Source organism: Enterococcus sp. AZ188 (genome assembly GCF_050544075.1).
Lineage (GTDB): Bacteria > Bacillota > Bacilli > Lactobacillales > Enterococcaceae > Enterococcus_D > Enterococcus_D entomosocium.
Window position 1 is genome coordinate 2,089,470 of sequence record NZ_CP172943.1, and the last position, 22,666, is coordinate 2,112,135.

The 22,666-nt window shown below is 41.7% G+C and carries 21 protein-coding genes; 4 read left to right on the forward strand and 17 right to left on the reverse strand.

All coding sequences use genetic code 11. The features are described 5' to 3' along the window. Window positions 1–34: 34 nt before the first annotated feature. Complete coding sequence (tyrS, locus tag IGI86_RS09795) at window positions 35–1,297, reverse strand: tyrosine--tRNA ligase (RefSeq protein ID WP_087663992.1); 1,263 nt, start codon at window positions 1,295–1,297, stop codon at window positions 35–37. A gap of 262 nt (window positions 1,298–1,559) precedes the next feature. Between tyrS and IGI86_RS09800 the strand changes: the two genes are divergently transcribed. Next, window positions 1,560–3,998, forward strand: a complete 2,439-nt coding sequence (locus IGI86_RS09800; RefSeq protein ID WP_005235408.1) for a transglycosylase domain-containing protein — start codon at window positions 1,560–1,562, stop codon at window positions 3,996–3,998. Window positions 3,999–4,140: 142 nt separating this feature from the next. Here the strand turns inward: IGI86_RS09800 and ccpA are convergent, their stop codons facing one another. Next, window positions 4,141–5,139 (reverse strand): catabolite control protein A, encoded by a 999-nt coding sequence (gene ccpA, locus IGI86_RS09805; RefSeq protein ID WP_008378470.1) that lies wholly within the window; start codon window positions 5,137–5,139, stop codon window positions 4,141–4,143. Window positions 5,140–5,333: 194 nt separating this feature from the next. On the opposite strand from ccpA, the gene IGI86_RS09810 reads away from it, so the two are divergent. Both IGI86_RS09810 and IGI86_RS09815 read left to right on the forward strand, forming a co-directional pair. After that, the gene (locus IGI86_RS09810) at window positions 5,334–6,434 is read left to right on the forward strand and encodes a M24 family metallopeptidase (RefSeq protein WP_430617237.1); all 1,101 of its coding nucleotides are present in this window, start codon (window positions 5,334–5,336) and stop codon (window positions 6,432–6,434) included. 54 nt (window positions 6,435–6,488) lie between these two features. Then, window positions 6,489–7,367 carry an NAD-dependent epimerase/dehydratase family protein gene (locus IGI86_RS09815; RefSeq protein WP_008378472.1) on the forward strand — a complete coding sequence of 293 codons (879 nt, stop codon included), beginning with the start codon at window positions 6,489–6,491 and terminating at the stop codon, window positions 7,365–7,367. Window positions 7,368–7,449: 82 nt separating this feature from the next. Here IGI86_RS09815 and IGI86_RS09820 read toward each other — a convergent pair whose 3' ends face one another. From IGI86_RS09820 to hprK, 6 genes are all read right to left on the reverse strand, one after another. Continuing rightward, window positions 7,450–8,130, reverse strand: coding sequence for a YtxH domain-containing protein (locus tag IGI86_RS09820; protein WP_005235400.1), 681 nt, complete (start codon window positions 8,128–8,130; stop codon window positions 7,450–7,452). Between the two features lie 14 nt (window positions 8,131–8,144). Then, entirely contained in the window at window positions 8,145–8,570 is a 426-nt protein-coding gene (locus IGI86_RS09825; protein ID WP_005235398.1) for a DUF948 domain-containing protein, read from the reverse strand. 160 nt (window positions 8,571–8,730) lie between these two features. Then, window positions 8,731–9,648: a UTP--glucose-1-phosphate uridylyltransferase GalU gene (gene galU, locus IGI86_RS09830; RefSeq protein ID WP_008378473.1), complete on the reverse strand. Its 918-nt coding sequence runs from the start codon at window positions 9,646–9,648 to the stop codon at window positions 8,731–8,733. Window positions 9,649–9,665: 17 nt separating this feature from the next. Continuing rightward, entirely contained in the window at window positions 9,666–10,694 is a 1,029-nt protein-coding gene (locus IGI86_RS09835; RefSeq protein ID WP_008378474.1) for an NAD(P)H-dependent glycerol-3-phosphate dehydrogenase, read from the reverse strand. 75 nt (window positions 10,695–10,769) lie between these two features. After that, window positions 10,770–11,600 carry a prolipoprotein diacylglyceryl transferase gene (gene lgt, locus IGI86_RS09840; protein ID WP_005235390.1) on the reverse strand — a complete coding sequence of 277 codons (831 nt, stop codon included), beginning with the start codon at window positions 11,598–11,600 and terminating at the stop codon, window positions 10,770–10,772. 14 nt (window positions 11,601–11,614) lie between these two features. Then, entirely contained in the window at window positions 11,615–12,550 is a 936-nt protein-coding gene (gene hprK, locus IGI86_RS09845; RefSeq protein WP_005235388.1) for an HPr(Ser) kinase/phosphatase, read from the reverse strand. A 157-nt stretch (window positions 12,551–12,707) separates the two neighbouring features. On the opposite strand from hprK, the gene IGI86_RS09850 reads away from it, so the two are divergent. Continuing rightward, window positions 12,708–14,408, forward strand: a complete 1,701-nt coding sequence (locus IGI86_RS09850) for a M3 family oligoendopeptidase (protein WP_430617238.1) — start codon at window positions 12,708–12,710, stop codon at window positions 14,406–14,408. Between the two features lie 63 nt (window positions 14,409–14,471). Here the strand turns inward: IGI86_RS09850 and IGI86_RS09855 are convergent, their stop codons facing one another. The 9 genes from IGI86_RS09855 to IGI86_RS09895 all read right to left on the reverse strand — a co-directional run bounded on the left by IGI86_RS09855 (window position 14,472) and on the right by IGI86_RS09895 (window position 22,332). Further along, the gene (locus IGI86_RS09855; protein WP_005225788.1) at window positions 14,472–14,831 is read right to left on the reverse strand and encodes a phage holin family protein; all 360 of its coding nucleotides are present in this window, start codon (window positions 14,829–14,831) and stop codon (window positions 14,472–14,474) included. Continuing rightward, window positions 14,831–15,139, reverse strand: coding sequence for a PspC domain-containing protein (locus IGI86_RS09860; RefSeq protein WP_005235384.1), 309 nt, complete (start codon window positions 15,137–15,139; stop codon window positions 14,831–14,833). The genes IGI86_RS09855 and IGI86_RS09860 overlap by 1 nt, the downstream gene beginning before the upstream one ends. Before the next feature lie 49 nt (window positions 15,140–15,188). Further along, window positions 15,189–16,751, reverse strand: coding sequence for a daptomycin-sensing surface protein LiaX (gene liaX, locus IGI86_RS09865; RefSeq protein WP_016612240.1), 1,563 nt, complete (start codon window positions 16,749–16,751; stop codon window positions 15,189–15,191). Between the two features lie 525 nt (window positions 16,752–17,276). Continuing rightward, window positions 17,277–17,954, reverse strand: coding sequence for a phosphate signaling complex protein PhoU (phoU, locus tag IGI86_RS09870; RefSeq protein WP_008378477.1), 678 nt, complete (start codon window positions 17,952–17,954; stop codon window positions 17,277–17,279). 11 nt (window positions 17,955–17,965) lie between these two features. Then, window positions 17,966–18,724, reverse strand: coding sequence for a phosphate ABC transporter ATP-binding protein PstB (pstB, locus tag IGI86_RS09875; RefSeq protein ID WP_005235379.1), 759 nt, complete (start codon window positions 18,722–18,724; stop codon window positions 17,966–17,968). Window positions 18,725–18,755: 31 nt separating this feature from the next. Continuing rightward, complete coding sequence (pstB, locus tag IGI86_RS09880) at window positions 18,756–19,562, reverse strand: phosphate ABC transporter ATP-binding protein PstB (RefSeq protein WP_005225783.1); 807 nt, start codon at window positions 19,560–19,562, stop codon at window positions 18,756–18,758. A 13-nt stretch (window positions 19,563–19,575) separates the two neighbouring features. Then, window positions 19,576–20,460 carry a phosphate ABC transporter permease PstA gene (pstA, locus tag IGI86_RS09885; RefSeq protein WP_008378478.1) on the reverse strand — a complete coding sequence of 295 codons (885 nt, stop codon included), beginning with the start codon at window positions 20,458–20,460 and terminating at the stop codon, window positions 19,576–19,578. Beyond that, the gene (gene pstC / locus IGI86_RS09890) at window positions 20,460–21,380 is read right to left on the reverse strand and encodes a phosphate ABC transporter permease subunit PstC (RefSeq protein WP_005235375.1); all 921 of its coding nucleotides are present in this window, start codon (window positions 21,378–21,380) and stop codon (window positions 20,460–20,462) included. The genes pstA and pstC overlap by 1 nt, the downstream gene beginning before the upstream one ends. Window positions 21,381–21,477: 97 nt before the next feature. After that, window positions 21,478–22,332, reverse strand: a complete 855-nt coding sequence (locus tag IGI86_RS09895) for a phosphate ABC transporter substrate-binding protein PstS (protein ID WP_008378479.1) — start codon at window positions 22,330–22,332, stop codon at window positions 21,478–21,480. Window positions 22,333–22,666 lie beyond the last annotated feature (334 nt).

Sequence of the window (22,666 nt, forward strand, 5' to 3'; positions counted from 1 at the left end):
AAAGCGAACCAACAGGTCGGTTCGCTTTTTGCGATTAAAATGTTAATAAGAAATATTTTTTCTTGCCACGACGAATCACGACGTATTTTCCACCGATCCGATCACTTGCTTGGATCTCGTACGTTAGGGCTTGGACGCGTTCCCCATTGATGTAGATGGCCCCATTTTGTACGTCTTCTCTTGCTTGACGTTTTGATGGTTCGATTTTAGCAGTCGTCAACACTTCAACGATGTTCAAAGAATCATCCGCTGTTACCTGATGACTAGGAACCCCTTTAAAGCCTTGTTCGATCTCTTCAGCGTTCAATTCTTTGATATTGCCGCTGAATAAACTTGCTGAGATGCGTACGGCTTGTTCATAAGCCTCTGCCCCATGAACCAAAGTAGTGACTTCTTTTGCCAAAGCTTTTTGTGCTGCTCGAGATTCTGGTGCAGCGTTAAATTCAGCTTCGATCGCAGCGATTTCTTCTAATGATAAGAACGTGAAATATTTCAAGAATTTGACTGCATCACGATCATCCGTATTGATCCAGAATTGGTAGAACTCGTAAGGCGTTGTTTTCTTGGCATCTAGCCAAACCGCATTGCCTTCTGTTTTCCCAAATTTCGTTCCATCTGCTTTTGTGATCAATGGCATAGTCAACCCAAACCCTTGGACTTCACGCTCACGACGCAATAATTCGATTCCAGAGGTGATATTCCCCCATTGATCGCTACCACCTAATTGCAACAAGCAACCGTGGTTGTCGTAAAGGTTCAAAAAGTCATAGGCTTGTAAAAGCTGGTATGCAAATTCCGTGTAGGAAATTCCTGTTTCGATCCGACGTTTGACACTTTCTTTGCTCATCATGTAGTTGATAGTAAAGTTTTTCCCAGTGTCCCGTAAGAAATCGATCAGTTTCAATTCCCCTAACCATTCATAGTTATTGGCAATGATGGCAGGATTTTCTTGGTCATCAAAATCAATAAAGCGAGATAATTGGCTCTTGATACTTTGTGACCATTCCAAAACGGTATCTAATGTGTTTAATTGACGTTCTTGATCTTTAAAGGATGGGTCACCGATCATTCCTGTACCGCCACCAACTAATGCGATCGGCACATGTCCGTTTTGTTGGAAACGGCGCAACATCAAAATAGGCAATAAATGACCAATATGCAGGCTATCTGCGGTAGGATCAAAGCCGATATATAGTTTCACAGACTCTTCATTTAATTGTTTGGTCAAGGCTGCTTCGTCTGTGGTCTGATGAACTAATCCGCGTTGCTTTAGTTCTTCAAAAAAGTCTGTACTCATTCTTTCTCCTCCTAATAAATGCTTCATTGTTCATCTTAACTGAAAAAGAGGGCAATGAAAAGTCTTTCTCTCAAAGTCCTTTACCAAAAAAGAAACTTTTAGGCAAATCTGTTCGTTTTCCCTTATTATCGCTGGTTCAATACAAATACCAACTGGCATTTTCTCGCACACTTCTTTCGATAACAGATAGGGTGCTACCCAAGCGCCTTGTTTTTTGCTATAATTACACGGAATCTATTCTAATTTATTGAGGTGACTCTTTTTGTCCCAGAAAACGAAAAATCAAAAGAATACAGAAAACAAAAATAGAGGCTGGTTCTATTTCAATATCAGTCTTAGGGTTTTACATGCCTTGTTCTTAGTGGCTATTTCTTTACTGGTGCTAGGCGGTTCTTTAGCTTTGGGGATCGGTGCCGGCTACTTTGCTTTTCTTGTGGAAGATACCGCAGCTCCTTCTAAAGATGAGTTGCAGAAAGAACTGACCGACATCACAGAGACTTCTCAACTCGCATACGCTGATGGCAGTAAAATCGCAACGATTCGCTCAGATCTGATGCGAACGTCGGTTAATTCCGATCAAATTTCAGACTACTTGAAAAAAGCGATCATCGCAACAGAGGACGAATATTTTAATATTCATAATGGCGTCGTACCAAAAGCAGTCGTGCGGGCGTTATTATCCGAAGCGACAGGCTTTGGCGGCAGCGGGGGTTCCACTTTGACCCAGCAGCTGGTGAAACAACAAATCCTTTCTAGTGAAACGACCTTCAAACGCAAAGCCAATGAGATTTTATTAGCCATGGAAGTGGAGAAATTTTTCGATAAAGATGAGATCGTCACCATGTATCTAAACATCTCCCCTTTCGGCCGGAACAATAAAGGGCAAAATATCGCAGGTGTGCAAGAAGCGGCGCAAGGAATTTTTGGCGTTAACGCAGCTGACCTGTCTTTACCGCAAGCAGCCTTTATTGCGGGTCTGCCACAAAGCCCGATCGTCTACAGTCCTTATACAAATACGGGCGAGATCAAGGAAAACTTGACCGCTGGCTTAGAGCGGAAAGACTTCGTGCTCTTCAGTATGTATCGTAACCACGATATTACGAAAGAAGAATACGAAGAAGCGCTTAATTATGACTTGAAGCAAGACTTCAAAAAACAAGAAGCCATTGAACAAACGGATCAAAGCTTCCTTTATTACACTGTGTTAAATGAAGCAAAAGACATTATTGCCAAACAGCTGGCAGATGAAGATGATGTCAGTGACGAAGAATATGCCAAAGACGAAACCTACCAAAAATACTTCGAATTGGCGCAGCAAAAACTAGTTAATGGTGGCTATACCGTCACATCAACGATCGATAAAGATATTTATAATGCAATGCAAGATGCCGTCGATAAATACGGCTATATGTTAGACAACTGGGGCGACTCCACCATCGAAGTCGGCAACGTCATGATGGACAATGCCACCGGGAAAGTATTAGGCTTTATTGGCGGTCGTAACTATGCTGACAATCAATTCAACCATGCCTTTGATGCCAAACGCCAAGCAGGTTCAAGTATCAAACCAATGCTGGTTTACGGACCGGCGATCGAAAGTGGCTTGATGGGCTCTGAATCAATGGTTTCTGATTATGCCGCAAAGTGGCGGACAGGAGAAAACGCCGGTGAGCCGATCGTCAATGCCACAAACCGTGGGACCAATACCTTCATGTCGATTCGTGAATCTTTGGAGGTTTCCAGTAATATCGCAGCGACAAATATTTTCCAAGATCTGTGGGAAAAAGAAGGCGATCATTTTTATGCCTATTCAAATTATTTGAGCAAAATGGGCTATCCTGAAGATAACAGCTGGGCATATGAATCAGCGCCATTAGGGGTTACCGATGTCACAGTGTTGAATCAAACAAATGGCTTCCAAACATTTGCCAATAACGGTGTCTATCAGCAAGGCTACATCATCGAATCAATCAAGGATAATGAAGGCGAAGTGCTTTATCAGCATGAAGCCAAACCGGTCCAAGTCTTTTCTGAAGCGACAGCTTCCATCATGACCGACATGATGCGTAGTGTTATCGATGAGCAAAAAACCAGTTCCTTTAAATCGGTTATCAGCGGATTAGATTGGAACCTCGGGAATGCCGATTGGGTCGGTAAAACTGGGTCTACCAATAATTGGTCTGACTCTTGGCTAGTCGTTTCCACCCCATCGATCACCATCAGCAGCTGGTCAGGGCGGGATGACAATAAAGCTACCGATAGTGCAGCAGGAACTCGGACAGCCAATTACATGGCTTACTTGATCAATCGTATCTATCAAACAAACCAAGAAGTCTTTGGTGTAAATCAGAAGTTTGAACTTTCTAGTGATGTCAAAAAAGCTCAAGTTTCCAAGTTTACTGGTACCCAACCAGGCGGAACCGTGCGAGTCGATAATCGAACCTATACGAATCCAAGTAGTACCGTTACTTCTTATTGGGCAACTGGCGGACCAGATACGGTCGATTTCAAATTTGGACTCGGTGGTTCAGATGCAAACTATGCTGACTATTGGAAAAAAGCATCCTCTAGCCGTTCAACAAATCGTTCGTCGAATACATCATCGAATAACGCATCCAACAATGTTACACCTACTGCAAATGATGACGACGATGACGAGCAAGAAAATAACCAACCTAATACAAATGATGATGATGACTGATCAGCCTTGTGCTGATCAGTTTTTTTATACAAAAAAAGTGTGGGTAGAAAATCCATAGATTTTCTACCCACACGAACGATCGTTGAAGCAAAAAGTGGAACAACAAAGCGTTGCTCCACTAGTCTTTTTATTAAATCGCTGCTTATTTCGTAGAGCTTTTTTCTGAAATACCGTAAGGCAAGACGATCGTTTTTTGTTCTACATCTTCTTTGTTCATCATTTTAGTTAATAGACGCATCGCAACGGCACCCATATCATACAATGGTTGCGTCACACTTGATAAGCGTGGACGAGCTGCTTCAGCCAATAATGAGTTGTTGCTGGTGATGATCTCGAAATCCTCAGGAACTTTAACGCCTTTGTCTAACAAACCATCTAAGACGCCGATGGCTAACTCATCGTCTGTAACATAAGCTGCTGTTGCACCACTGTTGATGATGCGATCAACTAATGCTAAGCCTTCTTTAAAGCTGTATGGTGATTCAAAGATCAACCCTTCAGAATAGTCAAGGTTGTTTTCTTTCAAGGCTTCTTTATAGCCTTTCAAGCGGTTTTGGCCATTGATTGGATCGATCAAAGCACCGCTGACAAAAGCGATTTTTTGATTGTTTTTCGCCAATAACGAAACAGCATCTTTGGCAGCTGCTGTGTAATCAATATTGACACTTCCTACTTGTTCATCAGGATCGATCGAACCAGCTAAAACGACTGGTGTTTTTGAGCGAGAGAATTCCCCGCGAATTTCATCCGTGATGCGATGACCCATGAAGATAACGCCGTCCACTTGTTTTGCTAACAAGTTGTTCAATACGTTGACTTCTTTCATCGTATCGCCATCAGAGTTGGCTAAGATGATATTGTATTTATACATGGTCGCTACATCATCGATCCCACGAGCAAGTGATGAGAAGAACATATTGCTGACATCAGGAATGATAACACCAACAGTTGTGGTCTTTTTACTTGCCAACCCTCGAGCAACTGCGTTTGGACGATAATCCAAGCGGTCGATCACTTCCAGCACTTTCTTACGAGTTGCTGGTTTTACATTTGGATTTCCGTTGACTACCCGTGAAACAGTTGCCATCGATACATTCGCTTCCCGTGCAACATCATAAATCGTAATTGTTTGTTTTTCCATGATATATCTCCCTTATTCTATTTTCAGAAAATCTTATTTACATTTCTTTGTTAGGATAGCAAATTTTTTCTGGATTTGCAACCGTTTTAATTTTGTTTTCATGAAAACTTAGCAATTTCCTACTTTCCCCTCCCCTATTCTCTTCGAAAGCATGATAAAATAGAAAAATAATACTTGAAAGAAGGTTTTTTCAAATGAATGATAAAAAAATCAATGAGTTAAATGGCTGGCTGAAAACCACTGGCGCCGATGTTGCCTATATTTCTAATCCAGCAACGATCGCTTATTTTTCCGGTTTTAAAAGTGAACCTCATGAACGGGTTCTTGCTTTGTTTGTCGCACCTGGAAAAGATCCCTTTCTTTTCACACCAGCTCTGGAAGTAGAAGAAGCAAAAAATAGCGGTTGGCCCTTTGACATTATCGGCTATCTCGATAGTGAAGACCCTTGGGCGAAAATCTGTCAGGAATTGACCTCTCGTTACGAGGTTTCATCCTTGGCACTAGAAAAAAATGACCTTTCCGTCGAGCGCTATGAAGCATTGAAACGGTTCTTGCCAAAAACCGATTTTTCTTTAGATGTGACCCCGGTGATTCAAAAAATGCAATTAACAAAAACCGCGTCTGAGATTGACACCTTGCTAGAAGCCGGCAACTGGGCAGATGTTGCTTTTGAGGTTGGGTTTGCTGCCATCAAAGAAGGCGTTAGTGAAATGGAAATCGTGGCAGAAATTGAGTACGAGTTGAAAAAACGTGGGATTTCCCATATGTCCTTCGATACGACCGTATTAGCTGGTGCCAATGCAGCAAGTCCTCATGGCGTACCTGGGGATCGCAAAGTGACTGCCAATGAACTCGTCTTATTTGATTTAGGAGTCATCTGGAAAGGGTATTGCAGCGATGCAACCAGAACGGTTGCCTATAAAGAACCGACTGCATTACAAAGAAAAATTTATGACATCGTTCTTGAAGCAGAACTAGCGGCTCAAGCAGCGGTCAAACCTGGGATCACCGCTGGAGAATTAGACAAGATCGCTCGTGATGTGATTACGGGTTATGGCTATGGCGACTACTTCAACCATCGTTTAGGTCATGGCATCGGGACCACGGTTCATGAGTTCCCCTCTTTGATCACTGGCAATGATTTAGTGATTGAAGAAGGCATGTGCTTCTCTATCGAACCAGGGATTTATTTGCTAGATCAAGTCGGTGTTCGTATTGAAGATTGCATCTATGTCACTGCAGATGGCTGTGTACCATTTACCAAAACAAAAAAAGAATTGTTGATTTTATCTTGATTCTTTTAATGAAACGGCGCAATATGTTGTAATTACATGAAAAGGAGTGTTCTTATGAGTAAAAAAGTGTTAGTTTTAGGCGGCACGCGTTTTTTCGGTAAATATTTGGTCCAATCTTTAGTGGATCAAGGCTGTGATGTCACGATCGCTACCAGAGGGAAGACGACTGATTCTTTTGGCGATCAAGTCAACCGACTTGTCTTTGATCGCACGGATGAAGAAAGTATCAAAACGACGTTGACACAAGAAACCTATGATGTTATTTACGACAATATTGCTTATACTTCCAACGACATTGAGATTCTACTGCGTCATGTCACACCCAAACGCTACATTGTCACTAGTTCGATGTCTGCCTATCATGAACTGCACTTCGATTTGAAAGAAACGGATTTTGACCCTGCCAAAGAAGCGGTCAAAATTGTCTGCTCTGAGGAAGTCAATTATGCTGAAGGCAAACGAACCGTTGAAGAGATTCTTACCCAAAACTACAGTCAGATTCCGTCCGTTTTTGTCCGCTTTCCTTACGTGATCGGTGCAGATGATTATACAAAACGTTTTGCCTTTTACATCGACCATCTGATAAAGCAAAAGCCAATGGCTGTCGATAATCTAACGCATCAAATGGGCTTTGTCGATGCTGAAGAAGCTGGCCAATTTTTAGCGTTTTTAGGTACCAGCTCTTTCACAGGACCCATCAACGGTGCGTCAAAAGGCACGATTTCTTTAGAAGAAGTGCTGCAATACGTAACGGAAAAAACCGGTCTTTCCCCTCTCTTTTCAGAAACAGGTGATCAAGGCCCTTACAATGGTACACCTGTTTATTCGATCAATGTTGCTCTCGCTGAGGGAATTGGGTTTCCATTCAGTCAACTGCGGGATTGGATCTATCAACTTTGCGATTGGGAAATCACCCAAGCATCAAACGAATAGCTACTGAAGTCACGAAAAACGTTCGCCGATTTAACTGGCGAACGTTTTTATCTTTTAAAGTAATCAAATTTTGTATCCTTGCTTATGCTTCAGGATTGTTTTTTTCTAATGTATCTTTTAATTCTTCTTTTGCATCTTCCAAGTCAGCTTTAGCTTCTTTTGTTTCTGCTTTCGCTGTTTTTTTGGCATCATCCGCTGCTTTTCCAGCTTCTTTTTTCAAATCAGCTGCGGCTGCTTGACCGTCTTTTTTGGCTTCTTCAACTACAGGTTTTGCTTCTTGTGCCCCTTCTTTGACGGTTTGTTTCATATCCGCTGCAGAAGATTTTGCATCAATGATGATATCTTGGACTGTATCATCTGCATCTTCTTTGGCATCTTTCGCTGTTTCTTTCACATCGCTTGCTGATTTTTTGAAGCGTTCTGATAGATCACCTGCTTGTTTCTTTAACTCTTCAACGGTTTCTTCTGATGAACCAGCTGCTGTTTCTTTTAAGTCATCGACTTTCGCTGTTAAAGAACCGGTAAAGTCAGATGCTTGCTCGCTTAATTTTGCTGCTTTATCTTTAGCGATATCGACAAGATCCGTACTTCTTTCTTTGGCTAAATCACCATAATCAGATGCTTTATCTAATAAATCGTCTGCTTGTTTTGCTAATTTATTTCTTAATGTTTTACCAGATTCTGGCGCCAACAAAAGTGCTGCTGCTGCTGCCGCTGTTCCTCCGATGATTGCTCCTAATAAAAATCCGCCTTTTTTACTCATTGAAAGTCCTCCTTTTATTTTTGGTTATTTTTGTCTTTGAAAAATTTCATGGCTGTTTGACCGACTTTTCCAGCTACCGTTGCTTTGGCAGTGGTCCGGCCAAGACTACCCACACGCGTAATTAAATTTTTTCCAGAAACATTTAGTTCTGAAACACTGGTACTTAGATCTGCAACTGCTGTGAACAAAGGATCGATGGTTGCGACTTTTCCGTTCACATCTTGTAAAAGCTCATTCGTTTTTACCAAAAGACCTTCAACCTCTTTTGAAAGAATATCAACGTCTTTGGTAATGACACGGATGGTTGTGTTTGCTTCTTCGACCGTTTTGTCTACTTTGGTCATTGTCTTGCTGACTTGCATCAACAAACGAACGACGAAAATGACCAATACGACAAATGCGATCGCAGCAATCAATGCAGCTAGTTCTCCTCCTGACATAGAATGGCTCCTTTCCCCATTTACTTATATTAAGAATAGCATTTCACTGCACTTTCTACAAATAAAAGACTGCATTTTTAAGAAAATTATCCGCTTTCAACAGGAAATAATAAAAAAACAAAGCAATTTCATCAGAAATTGCCTTGTTTAGGAGTTTTTGTTATTTTTTTGACTCTTTCGGTGCTTCTTTGACTTCTTTTTGAGCCGGAGCTAGTTCTTTTCCTAACTCGATCAAATACTCTTTCAAGTTGTCCTTGACTTCAGGGTGTACTAAACCATACTCAATACTTGTTTTTAAGAAACCAAACTTGTCTCCTACATCGTAACGCTTGCCGGTAAATTGATGAGCAAACACGCGTTGGGTTTTGTTTAATGTGTCGATGGCATCCGTCAATTGGATCTCGCCGCCAGCACCAGGTTCCTGATTGGCTAAAATATCAAAAATTTCAGGGGTCAGCAAGTAGCGACCAATAATTGCTAAATCACTTGGCGCATTTTCTGGCGCTGGTTTTTCAACAAAGTTTTTGACATTGAACAAGCCTTTTTCAACTTCCATACCAGGATCAATGATTCCGTATTTTGATGTATCTTCATGAGGAACATCCATGACAGCGATCGTTGATGCATGCGTTTTTTCATAATTATCGATCAGCTGTTTCGTCAATGGCACTTGATCTTCCATCAAGTCATCACCTAGCATGACTACAAACGGTTCATTTCCGACAAATGCCCGCGCCTGTAATACGGCATGGCCTAATCCTTTCGGATGAGATTGGCGAATGAAATGCAGATTTACGTCAGTTGTTTCTTCCACTAATTTCAAAAGCTCTGTCTTGCCTTTTTCTTTTAGATTCATCTCTAATTCTAAATTGGCATCGAAATGGTCTTCGATCGGACGCTTTGCTTTTCCTGTTACGATCAAAATATCTTCGATCCCTGATTGTAAAGCTTCTTCCACGATAAATTGGATCGTTGGTTTGTCAACGATCGGCAACATTTCCTTTGCCATTGCCTTTGTAGCTGGTAAAAATCGGGTACCTAGACCGGCTGCTGGGATAACTGCTTTTTTGACATTCATGTGACTCGCTCCTTTAATCATAATGATTGATCTACCGTAAATTCGTTTTCTTCTTTGCCGTCTCGCAGCATAATATCTTTAGCTGCTTGCTTGATGTCTTTGCCTTCATACAAGACCGAATAAATCGTTTCTGTGATTGGCATTTCCACTGACAAAGCTTCTGCTAATTCGCGGGCAGCTTTGGTGGTTGAAACTCCTTCAACGATCATGCCCATATTGTCTAACACTTCGTCTAAGCTATGGCCTTTTCCTAATAGGTTTCCGGCACGCCAATTCCGCGAATGGACACTGGTACACGTGACGATCAAATCGCCAACACCACTCAATCCGATAAAGGTTAATGGATTTGCACCCATTGCCACACCGAGACGACTGATTTCTGCTAACCCACGGGTCATGATCGCAGCCTTCGCATCATCCCCAAAGCCCAGTCCAGCAATCGCTCCGGCACCAATAGCGATGATGTTTTTCAGCGCGGCGCCAGTTTCGACACCGATCACATCGTTATTGGTGTAGATTCTAAAGTAATCATTCATAAATAGCTCTTGTACATATTTAGCAGCCGATTCATTTTCTGAAGCTGCCGTGATCGTGGTAATATCATGGACAGCGACTTCTTCGGCATGTGATGGTCCTGACAGGACAACGATTTCTTGCCGTTTATCGGCTGGGATCTCTTCGGCAAGTACTTCTGAGATTCGTTTATGACTGCCTTGTTCTAATCCTTTTGAGGCATGGATGATGACTGGTTTACCGGTTGTCTTCTTAGTGAATTCTTGTGCCACGGCACGAATCGCTTTGGTTGGTACTACAAACAAGACAGCATCTGCCCCTTGGATCGCCTCTTCTAGATTTTTGCAGCCTAAAATATTTTCAGGTAATTTCAAATCAGGCAAATAATGCCGATTGGTATGATACGTATTGATTTCATCGATTTGGGCGGGATTGTTGCCCCAAATAGTCACTTCATGTCCGTTTTCAGACAAGACTTGTGCCAAAGCAGTCCCCCATGATCCGGGACCTAAAACGGCGATTTTCTGTTTCACTATGGAAACCTCCTCTATCCTTTTCGCAAATTCATGCACTTTATCATTTTACCATAATTTCGATAAAATAACTGTTTAGATAATCGTTTGGTTTTTGCCAAAGCTGCGATTGTAGTCTTTTAAAGTTTGGTTTTTCCGACGCCAGATCAATAGCCCAATCGCTCCAAAGAATAATAAAGCGGAAAGTGCTTGTGACACACGGATATCCCCAAATAAGTATAAACTATCGGTGCGCATTCCTTCAATAAAGAAGCGTCCGAACCCATACCAAATTAAGTAGCTCAAGAAAACTTCGCCTTCTTTTAATAACCCAGTTTTCTTGCGCAAGAAAATCAAAACGATAAATCCGATCACATTCCAAACCGATTCATAAAGAAACGTCGGCTGCCGATACGCTTCGTCGATATACATATTATCGATAATAAATTTCGGTATATACAAACTTTCTAAGAAGGAGCGGCTGACTTCTGCTCCAAATGCTTCATGGTTCATAAAGTTGCCCCAACGCCCGATGCCTTGTGCCAATAGGACACTTGGTGCGGCGATATCTAAAAAGGTCCAGGGAGAAATAAAATTTCGTTGGCAGAAAAAGTACAGCCAAATCCCCCCGGCGATCAATGCACCATAGATAGCGATCCCACCAGACCGAATATTGAAAATTTGACTTGGGTCATCAATATAGTATTGCAAGTCAAATAGAATATAATAAAGCCGTGCACCAATGATCGATACTGGCAATCCAATCAACATAAAATCAGTCACATCATCTGGCTTGAGCCCGACACGAACCGCCTCTCTCGTGCTTAACCACATAGCAATGATCACGCCTGATACGATAATGATCGCATACCAATAAATCGGCAAACCAAATAGTTCAAATGCGACTCGATTTACTAAACCTAACATCTATCTTATCCTCTCTAGTTTCCAGAATTTTCTTCGATCAATTGCGTCAATCGATTTTCAAAGGTCTTCGTAGCATCATAACCCATCGTTTTCGCCCGGAAATTCATGGCAGCAACTTCGATAATGATCGCAACATTTCGACCAGTTTTTACGGGGATTTTGATTTGTGGTACATCAACGCCACCAATTTCAACCGTCGTATCATCGGTTCCTAGTCGATCATACTTTTTGTCTTTCGCCCAAGCTTCTAAATACACCGCTACTTGAACCTGCATATACCCTCGTACGGCACTGGCACCAAAAAGATTCATGACATCGATGATCCCGATTCCCCGGATCTCGATCAAGTGTTGCAAGATTTTCGGCGGTTCCCCCACCAAAGTCAATTCATCTTGCTTATACACATCCACACGGTCGTCAGCGATCAACCGATGCCCACGTTTGATCAACTCTAATGCTGTTTCGCTTTTACCAATTCCGCTATCGCCTTGGATCAAAACGCCCAAGCCATAGACATCCACTAATACCCCATGGACACTGGTTCTTGTTGCTAAACGCCCATCGAGAAAACTAGAAAGCTCTCCTTGCAGACGTGACGTTGAGATGGGCGAACGTAGAATCGTAATCTCATGTTCTTTGCAGGCTTGAATCATTTCTGCTGGTACTTCCAAGCCGCGAGAAACAATAAATCCCGGTGTATCATCGGCACACATTTTGCGCATCACCATCAAGCGTTCTTCTGGCATCATTCGTTCCGCAAAGGTGATCTCTTTGCTGCCGAATAATTGCAGACGATCATGGGAATAGTAATTAAAATAACCCGTCAATTCCAAACCAGGTCGGGAAATATCGCCGGTAATGATTTCTCTTTCTAAACTGTTTTCAGTTCCTTCAACTATCTCTAAATTTAAAGCCTCCGCCAGCTCGCTGACTTTGACGGTTTCTGCCATAGGTTTTCCCTCTTTTCTCAATGATTCTTGCCGCTGCTTCTTGTAAACGACACTCTGGTTCTATTTTATCATTCTATCAGTAAAGTTACTACCTTCGCCAATAGAAGTCCTCATTCTTTTTCGTTTGTGTTATTATTTTACTAAGGAGGGATTTTTAATGAAATTTTCAGCATACACGTATCAACGCCCTGATTTTCCAGTCTATCAAGAAACATTCAAAAAAGCATTAGCAAACCTTCAGTCAGCCGATACCTTCTCGGAGGCGAAGCAAGCTCTTGATGCTTTGAACGAACTAAGAGGAACGATCGATACCGCAATGAACTTGGCTTCGATCCGTTATTCGATCGATACCAACGATGCCTTTTATGAAACAGAAGACACTTTCTGGAATGAATACCAGCCTCATTTTGAAGCTCTGGATTTTCAATTCTATCAAGCACTCTTGGCTTCACCGGTCTTAGATGAATTAAAAGCCGAATATCCAGAAACACTTTTCTTGTTTGCCGAAAGCCGCGTGAAGCTTTTTGATGATGCCTTGATCGAATTGTTTCAAAAAGAAAACCAATTGGCTTCCGATTACAGCAAATTGGTCGCTTCTGCCCAAATCGACTTCCAAGGAGAAACCTATACCCTCGCACAACTGCGACCATTTACCGAAAATAAAGATCGCAGCGTTCGTAAAGAAGCGTTTGAAAAGCAAACGGCTTTCTTCACGGAAAATGAAGACCGTTTTGATCAAATTTATGACGAGATGGTCAAGGTTCGTACCGAGATCGCCCACAAGCTCGGCTTTGAAAATTACGTCACCTTTGCGGATACCCAAATGAATCGTTGGGACTATGATCGTTCAATGATTGAGACCTATCGTCGTGAAATTTTAGAAAAAGTCGTCCCAATCACCCAAAAACTGTACCAAAGACAGGCACAGCGTAATCAATTGGCACAAGCAACTTTTACCGACTTGCCACTTGTTTATCCTAGTGGCAACGCAGAGCCTAAAGGAACACCTGAAGAACTAGTGGAAAAAGCCCGTGTGATGTATCAGGAACTATCCCCTGAAACTGGCGAATTTTTTGACTTTATGGTCGAACATGACTTGCTTGATCTCCTCAGCAAAAAAGGCAAACAATCTGGCGGCTACTGTACCTTTATCCAAGAATATCAATCGCCATTTATCTTTGCCAACTTTAACGGTACTTCGGGCGATGTCGATGTTTTGACCCACGAAGCTGGCCACGCCTTTCAAGCCTTTCGCTCTCGTTGGATCAAAGAACCAGAAATTTTGTTTCCAAATTATGAATCTTGCGAGATCCATTCAATGTCGATGGAGTTTATCGCTTGGCCATGGATGGACGCCTTTTTTGGAGAAGAAACAGAAAAATACAAATTTGCGCATCTTGCTAGCAGCCTGCAATTTCTGCCTTATGGCGTTTTAGTAGATCACTTCCAACAAGACGTTTATGAGCATCCTGAATGGACACCATCACAGCGCAAAGCCCGTTGGCGGGAATTAGAGCGCCAATACTGTCCAGAACGGGATTATTCAGAGTATCCAGACCTTGATCGTGGCTTGTATTGGTTCAGACAGGGGCATATTTTTGAATCACCTTTCTACTATATCGATTACACATTGGCACAAGTGTGTGCGTTCCAATTTTGGTATCGATTCATCGTGGCAAAAGACGAAACCGCTTGGCAAGATTATTTGGCCATTTGCGAAGTCGGCGGCACGAAAACATTTCTTGAGATCCTGGCTCTGGCTCATCTACGTTCACCTTTTGAAAAAGGAGCGCTTGATGAAACCTTACAGGCAGTAGATACGTATCTGTCAGCCATCAAAGAAGAACAGTTAAACTAAAAAAAGACGTTTCCGTTTCTCCACTAGCTTCGTAGCTAGTAGGAGAAAACGTGAAACGTCTTTTTAACGTGAATATTTTTCGATATGGTGTTCGGTCACGATCATATTGATCACTGACATGATCAGTGCCACTAATAAAGCAGCCCCAAACGAGGAAAAGCCGAAGTTGGCTGACCCAACAAAATACGAAGTCAAATTCAGCATGAGCGCATTGATCACAAAGGTGAAAAACCCAAGCGTCAGTAAAGTCAATGGAAATGAAATGACGATCAGAATTGGTTTAATCAAAGCATTCAGGATCGACAGTACAAAACTGGCGATCACTGCAGTCATAATGCTTTGAACGTGGATCATATTTGGTAATAGAACCGCCAATGTGACAAACGTCAGTGTATTCATGATAAGCCGTTGAAAATAAGACACTAGAAGTCACTCCAGTCCTCATCCTCTACCTTTTCCGCTTCTTTACGGGGACGATTTGCTTCATTGTATTTGTTTTGTTTGTAATATCGATTGTCATGACCATATCCTGAGGTGCTCTTGCGTCCTGAAGGAATCAAGACCGCCATGATGATATATAAAGTGATTCCAGGGAACCCAGCAGTCACTAAAGATAGAAAGACATAGATCACGCGAACGATAGTTGGATCGATTCGCAAGTATTCTGCCAGACCCCCTAGAGTCCCTGTAATGACGACGTTATTGGCTGATTTTGTTAATTTTTTGTTCATTTATCTACACCTTCCTTCTTTTCTTTAATGAGTGTATACTCAACTATTCTTATTTATCTGTATCTTTGATAAAGACATTTCCTGTTGTTGTGGATAGATCGATTTGTGCGACTTTATCGGCAACCCGACGGAATTGCAATAGTTGGTTTAGGCGTTCTTTTTTCTCCCGTACAACTTCCATTTCACTTAAGCGATTGTTAATGCTACCTAAACTTGTTTTGGCGATCCCTTCAAAACCGATCCCTGCAGGTAATGCTACTTTAACATTGCCATTTACAGAGCTGGCGTTTAATTTTTGGACCGTTTCTTCTTTGTAGGTCACACGGATATTGCCGTTTACTAAAGAAATACCGGTGTTTTGTGGTGTGGCTGTCAACGTCACGTCGCCATTCACTGTTTCGATGATGGCATCTAAAATCTCACCCTCTTGAACAGTGATCGTTCCATTCACGCCTTCAATCTCTAACATCGATGCGTTTACTTTGCGGAAATCGATATTGCCATTTGTTGATTTTGTATAAACATCTTTTGCATCCAATTCATTGAATGTAACATTTCCGTTCAATAGTTTTACTGCCACATGATCATAGGTACGTTTTGGTAAATAGAAAACCAGATCGGCACGAATGCGTTTGTTTGGAATTTGGAAGGAGATGCGTTCATCATCAACATTGATTTGGCTTCTTGCTTCAAAAGCATCGAAAGGCTCCGCCGCATCCATTTTACCATATAGTTTGATTTTGGCATCTACTTTGACACCTGGTTCATCCCATAATTGGAAGGAAACATTGCCGTTGGCTAACTTCACATCGATCAATGTCGCTGCCGTTTCGTCATAGCTGAATGTGTGTTCAAATTTCGTCGCTGCAACACCGGGAACTTTCAAGTTGATATCTTTCCATTCCATGTTGTCGTTAACAGAATCCGTTACTGCTCGAACCGTTTTCTTCAAGAAGTGTCCGAAGTGGGTGCTGGCATCGACCATTTTTTCACTTACTTGATTGATAGTATCGGTCGCTTGCTCTTTCCAATCTTCTGGAATATCTAATTTTTGAGAGATTTTCTCTTTCGTTTGAGACCATTGGTCTTTGCGAATATTTTTTAGTTTTGCTTCCAATTCTGCTTTTTCTTCGGTTAAGCCATCTAAAGTTTCTTCTAAGCCAGTAATGGTCGCTTCTGTTTCATGACGTGTTGCCAATTCCTCTTCTGACAATTGATCCAATTCTTCTTTGGTATTCAATTGCATCAGAGTTTCTTGCGCTTCTTTTAATTCTTCTTTGACGCCAAGAATTTCAGCATTGATTTCGTCCAACTCAGCAGATGCTTGGTTGGCTTCCGTTGCTAAGCCATCAAGAATCTTTTCAAGATTTTCTTTGTCTTGCGCTTCGTTTTGACGAAGTTTTTCTTCGCCGTCAAACGTGAACATCTCATCGTCATTTTCAGTATCATCAAATGGGCTTGTCGCATTCTTATCCGCGGTTACCTCAGCAGCAGCTTTGTTAATTTGTTTTTCGTCTTTGGCTTTTGCCATACCTTCTAGTAAATCTAAGGCTTCTTCTGTAGAAAGCACACCTTTTTTTACTAGATCCAATATACGTTCTCTTTCGTTCATGGAAATTGCCTCCTTCAGCAAATGTGTGATTGCAAGTTTAGCTTACGAACCTATTATGCCTTGTTTTTGCAAAAGTGTCATAGGTCTTAAGTACCAAGTTTTTCTCAATCTGCAGATTGGCAAGCAGAACCGGCACTTTTCTTCATTACTTTAGGCACAAAACGATCTTCCTTATCTTAACAGTACCACGAAAAACCATTGGAAACAAAAGTTTCAGCTAATAGCAGCCTTGAGGAATAGGCCTGCTAGAGTAAATGATCTATTGTTCATTTCACTGCGGGTCGGGGATGAAAAGAGCAGAAGGTTCAACTTGAAAAATTCGGTTACGATAGAATCGATTTCCATTGTCCATCTTTAGGGAAGCCATTTTATAATTTGTCTATCTTGTTCACGTCATCTATTTCAGTGATTCTTCCAAATCAAAAAGACCGCCGAGAGAAGTTACTCCTTAAAGGTCAACTTCTTTCGGCGGTCTGTCCCATCTCTTTTAAAAGAGATAAGTGATCAAGAACCTAAGCTGGTTTCTTAAATCATTTCCGTACGGTTTGTATTCAATTCACTGATTTTTCCAGTAGCAAGATACACAATCCATTCACAAATATTCGTTACGTAGTCACCGATACGTTCTAAGTACTGTGCAACAGATAAATAATCGGTTCCACTAACAACGGTTTCCGGATTTTCTTTCATACTCTCGATCGTTTTGTAATAGATGTCTTTGTAATACTCATTGACCCGATCATCCATTTGGGCGATCATACGGGCATCTTCTTGGTCAGTTTTTACATAGGCAACTAAAACATTATCGACCATTTTCTTCACATAATCCGACATATCAGAAATTTCTTTTTCGATTTCGGCGATCCGTGTTTCACCTTTGACCCGAATCGTTGACTTCGCGATCGATACTGCATGGTCTCCCATTCGTTCCAAGTCAGAGCTGGCTTTCATTACAGTAATGATCATTCGTAGATCGGTGGTTACTGGTTGTTGCAAAGCAATCATTTCAAAGCTCTTTTTCTCCAAACGAACTTCCATATTGTTGATCGCCAAATCATTTTCAATCACTTCTTGAGCAATTGCTTTATCATGTCTGACATATGCTCGTACGGATTTGTGGATCGCGCTGCTGACTAGCATCCCCATCTCATAAAATTGATTGTGTAGATTTAATAATTCTTCTTCAAACTGTGTACGCAACATCCCTTTTCCTCCTAACCAAATCTTCCTGAGATATAATCTTCTGTTTCTTTTTTGCTTGGACTTAGGAACACTTTTTTCGTGTCATTAAACTCGATCAAGTTGCCGTCCAAAAAGAACGCGGTTTTATCTGAGATTCTTGAAGCTTGTGACATGTTGTGAGTCACGATGATCATGGTATAGCGTTCTTTCAGTGCCAAAAGGGTATTCTCGATTTTCCCAGATGAAATTGGGTCTAACGCACTGGTTGGTTCATCCAGCAAAATGATTTCTGGATCGACAGCCAATACCCGAGCGATGCATACCCGCTGCTGTTGTCCACCGGATAAAGATAGCGCACTTTGGTGAAGCTTATCTTTGACATCTTCCCAGACAGACGCTGCTTTCAAGCTTTCCTCTACCGTCTTATCAAGAATCGCCTTGTCCGTGACTCCTTTTAATTTTAACCCATAAATCACATTTTCGTAAATTGAAAAGGGAAATGGATTCGGTTGCTGAAAAACCATCCCGATTTCTTTACGCAAATCAACGATGTCTTGCTTCGGACTATAAATGTCTTTCCCTTTATAGACAACACTTCCTGTAATTGTCACACCAGGGATCAAATCATTCATTCGATTAAGAGAACGCAAGTAGGTCGATTTCCCACAACCTGAAGGACCGATCATCGCAGTGATCTCGCCTTTTTTGATGGAAAGGTCGATTCCTTTTAATGCTTCTTTTTTTCCGTAGTATAAATGCAGATCTTTCGATGTAATAATTTCTTCTGCCATTGTTTTGCCTCCGTTTACTGATCGAATCGGCTCAGCCAAAATGACCGGATACGTAATCTTCTGTTGCTTTAATTTTTGGACGAGTAAATATCTTACGGGTCTCATCGTACTCGATCGCATTTCCTAAGTAGAAAAAGGCGGTATAATCGCTGATCCGAGCAGCTTGCTGCATGTTGTGGGTCACGATGATGATTGAATAGTCGTTTTTCAAGTTGATAAGAGTTTCTTCCACTGTCCCGGTTGAGATGGGATCAAGGGCACTAGCTGGTTCATCTAGAAGCAAAATATCTGGTTTCATCGCAATTGCTCGAGCGATACACAGACGTTGCTGCTGTCCACCGGACAATGCCAAAGCACTTTTGTCTAAGCTGTCCTTTACTTGATCCCAAAGTGCGGCTTGTTTCAAGCTGGTTTCGACTGCTTCATCCAATTTCTTTTTGTTTCTTTCTCCATGACGTCGCAAAGCAAAGGCGATGTTGTCATAGATCGATTTACTGAAAGGGTTTGGTCGTTGGAAAACCATGCCGATCCGCTTACGCATTTCGAAGACATCGACTTCTTTCGTGTTCACGTCGACCCCTTTGTACATGATGTTTCCTGTGACTCTCGTATTTGCGATTCCGTCATTCATTCGATTCAAGGAACGCAGATACGTTGATTTTCCGCAACCAGAGGGACCGATCAATGCGGTGATTTTATTCTTTTCAAATTGTAGATCAATGCCTTTGATGGCTTCATTTGATCCATACCATACATGCAAGTCAGTGGTATAAAGCGCCACATCTTCTGGTTTATCAAAGGTAATGATATTTCGATCATCCCAATTGTAATCGTTCATACTGTCATTCTCCTTATGCTGACGTCATTTTCTTGTACAACCGTTTGCCAGCTGCACGGGCGCCAAAGTTAAATAGCAAGACGGCAATGATCAATACTGCCGAAGCTCCAGCTGAAACTTGTGCGCCATCAGGCATCGTGCCCTCTGTATTGATTTTCCAAATATGGACTGCCAGCGTCTCCGCTTGTCGGAAAAGACCGATCGGGCTGGAAACACTCAATGGATTCCAGTTTGTAAAATCAAGGGCCGGTGCACTTTGTCCTGCAGTATAGATCAGCGCTGCCGCTTCACCAAAAATCCGACCAGAACTTAGAATGACCCCAGTCAAAATCCCTGGTGTTGCTTCTGGAACAATGATGCGTGTGACCGTTTCCCAACGTGACAACCCAAGAGACAAGCCTGCTTCACGTTGCGTGTAATGAATCGCTTGAAGTGATTCTTCTACATTTCTCGTCAATAGTGGCAAATTGAAGAAGGTCAATGCCAAGGCACCAGAAATAATTGAAAAGCCATAACCAAACTGAATAACAAAGACTAAGAAACCAAAGAGACCGACAACCACTGAAGGCAGTGAGCTCAAAATCTCGATCGATGTCCGAATGATATCCGTCAACCAGTTTTTCTTTGCATACTCTGATAAGTAGATCCCCGCTCCTAAAGAAATCGGGAAGCTAATGATCATTGTTACTAAAAGCAAGTAAAGGGAATTGAACAATTGGATGCCGATCCCGCCGCCTTCTTGATACGCTTTTGAAGAAGAGGTCAGAAATTCCCAGCTAATGTGAGGAACCCCCCGAACCAAAATGTACAGTAATAAGGAAGCCAAAATCAAAACAATGATTCCAGCAACGGCATACAAGACGCCGGTAGCAATTTTATCTGAACGTTTTGCATTCATTATTTCAAGGCTCCTTTCTTCCCAATAAAGCGAATAACAATGTTAAATAGTAAGGACATCAATAACAAGATCAAGGCTAATGACCATAAGACATTATTTTGGACTGTCCCCATGATCGTATTTCCGATACCCATCGTTAGGATAGAAGTCAATGTTGAAGCTGGTGTCACTAAGCTAGTTGGCATCAATGCCGCATTACCAATAACCATTTGAATCGCCAATGCTTCACCAAACGCCCGCGCCATTCCAAAAACAACCGCTGTTAAAATACCAGGAACAGCTGCTCGTAAAACAACTTTGTAAATCGTTTGCCAGCGAGTCGCACCTAAAGCTAACGAAGCTTCACGATAATGCCGTGGGACTGCCCGCAAAGCGTCGACAGTCATCGTAGTCACTGTCGGTAAGATCATGATAAACAGGACAAACGTCCCCGCCAAGATCCCAAAACCAGTACCGCCAAAAACGGAGCGGACTGCTGGTACAACGACAGACAAACCGATGAAACCATAAACAACTGAAGGGATACCGACTAAAAGTTCGATGACCGGCTGCAAGATCTTCTCTCCATTACGAGGTGAGATTTCTACCATAAAGACGGCGGCACCGATGGCAAAAGGTGTTGCCACGATCGCTGATAAGAACGTTACGAAGAACGATCCTAGAATCATCGGCAAGGCACCAACTAACGGTTGTCCATCAGGTCCCACAGCACTCGGATTCCATTGGGTACCAAACAAAAAGTCAAACACATTGACTTTGTCTACAAAGAATGTCGCTAATCCTCGGCTAGCAACGAAATAAAAAATGGAGATCACAACCAAAACAATCAACGCGATACAAAGAAAACTGATTAGTTTTCCTCTTTGTTCCATTCTTGCGCGCTTAGATTTTTTTGTTAACACTTCTTTTACATTTTCCACGAGGGTTCCTCCTCAAAAATCAAACTAAACTCATAACCATTAGTTTATCGGTTCAACATCAATTTCTGTTAAAGCTTGTGTAAATTTTGTGTAAAGATTATTCAACAATGTTGCCTTCCCAGTCTCTTTCCACCTGCATGATGGAAATTGGAATATAGCCTAGATCCCCAACGATATGCTCTTGGACTTCGTCAGAAAGCATATATTCTAAAAACTCAGCAGTTAATCCGGTTGGTTCTCCTTTTGTATACATATGCTCATACGCCCAAACTTTCCAATCATTCGTCGTCACATTTTCAATCGTAGGTTCAACGCCATCAATTGAAAGGACATTGACTTCATCAGTCACATAAGAAAATGCAACGTAGCTAATAGCCCCTGGTGTATCAGAAACGATCGAGCGTACCATCCCACTAGAATCTTGCTCTTGAGAAGGAATAGCGGTTTCGCCATCCATGATCCATTTTTCAAACGTGCTTCTCGTACCACTACCTGTCGCCCGGTTCAATAAAACGATCGGCAGATCATTTCCACCGACTTCGCTCCAATTGGTGATCTTTCCTAAGAAGATATTTTTTAGATCTTCTGTGGAAATGTCTGTGATACCAACTCCTTTGTTAACGATTGGTGTGATTCCCACCGTTGCCACCCGATGATCAACAAGGGCATCAGCATCGATTCCTGGCTTTTCTTCCGCAAACAAATCAGAATTTCCGATATCGACTGCACCGGCTTGGACTTGACTTAGTCCGGTTCCGCTTCCGCCTCCTTGGACATTGATGAACCGTCCTGGATTTGAGTTTTGAAATTCTTCTGCAACTGTTTCTACTAGCGGCTGCAAAGCAGAGGAACCGACTGCGGTGATCGATTCTCCTCTATCTGCCCAGCTTGCACATCCTGAGAGTAAAATAACCAATCCGATAATAGGACTTAGAAGTTTAAATTTTTTCATCATAACGCTCCTTGTACTTTCGTAAGTCATTGATCTTAAAAATCAATTATTTTCATTTTACCATTAGTTGAATTTAATGAAAATTATTATTTGCTTTTTTTTCTGGAACAGCGTCCGTTCGTTTATTTAAAACGCTTTTTTTCTTTTTCAAAATAACTGTTTCGTAAAAAAAATGACAGAATTTCTTAATTAAATTACGTGCATCCAGAAGGTATGCTATGCTATACTGTGAGAGGAAACGTATTTTAAAAGAACATAATTATTAATCTTGCTTCCCCAATCAAGTACAATATGTTGTTATGTTCAGCGTTTTCACGATTTCATCAACATTTCC

Excerpts from the sequence above, each read along its gene's own strand:
- tyrS (WP_087663992.1), bottom strand. The coding sequence starts at position 1,297 with ATGAGTACAGACTTTTTTGAAGAACTAAAGCAACGCGGATTAGTTCAT.
- ccpA (WP_008378470.1), bottom strand. The coding sequence starts at position 5,139 with ATGGAAAAACAAACAATTACGATTTATGATGTTGCACGGGAAGCGAAT.
- IGI86_RS09810 (WP_430617237.1), top strand. The coding sequence starts at position 5,334 with ATGAATGATAAAAAAATCAATGAGTTAAATGGCTGGCTGAAAACCACT.
- IGI86_RS09815 (WP_008378472.1), top strand. The coding sequence starts at position 6,489 with ATGAGTAAAAAAGTGTTAGTTTTAGGCGGCACGCGTTTTTTCGGTAAA.
- IGI86_RS09820 (WP_005235400.1), bottom strand. The coding sequence starts at position 8,130 with ATGAGTAAAAAAGGCGGATTTTTATTAGGAGCAATCATCGGAGGAACA.
- IGI86_RS09825 (WP_005235398.1), bottom strand. The coding sequence starts at position 8,570 with ATGTCAGGAGGAGAACTAGCTGCATTGATTGCTGCGATCGCATTTGTC.
- galU (WP_008378473.1), bottom strand. The coding sequence starts at position 9,648 with ATGAATGTCAAAAAAGCAGTTATCCCAGCAGCCGGTCTAGGTACCCGA.
- lgt (WP_005235390.1), bottom strand. The coding sequence starts at position 11,600 with ATGTTAGGTTTAGTAAATCGAGTCGCATTTGAACTATTTGGTTTGCCG.
- hprK (WP_005235388.1), bottom strand. The coding sequence starts at position 12,550 with ATGGCAGAAACCGTCAAAGTCAGCGAGCTGGCGGAGGCTTTAAATTTA.
- IGI86_RS09850 (WP_430617238.1), top strand. The coding sequence starts at position 12,708 with ATGAAATTTTCAGCATACACGTATCAACGCCCTGATTTTCCAGTCTAT.
- IGI86_RS09860 (WP_005235384.1), bottom strand. The coding sequence starts at position 15,139 with ATGAACAAAAAATTAACAAAATCAGCCAATAACGTCGTCATTACAGGG.
- liaX (WP_016612240.1), bottom strand. The coding sequence starts at position 16,751 with ATGAACGAAAGAGAACGTATATTGGATCTAGTAAAAAAAGGTGTGCTT.
- phoU (WP_008378477.1), bottom strand. The coding sequence starts at position 17,954 with ATGTTGCGTACACAGTTTGAAGAAGAATTATTAAATCTACACAATCAA.
- pstB (WP_005235379.1), bottom strand. The coding sequence starts at position 18,724 with ATGGCAGAAGAAATTATTACATCGAAAGATCTGCATTTATACTACGGA.
- pstB (WP_005225783.1), bottom strand. The coding sequence starts at position 19,562 with ATGAACGATTACAATTGGGATGATCGAAATATCATTACCTTTGATAAA.
- pstA (WP_008378478.1), bottom strand. The coding sequence starts at position 20,460 with ATGAATGCAAAACGTTCAGATAAAATTGCTACCGGCGTCTTGTATGCC.
- IGI86_RS09895 (WP_008378479.1), bottom strand. The coding sequence starts at position 22,332 with ATGAAAAAATTTAAACTTCTAAGTCCTATTATCGGATTGGTTATTTTA.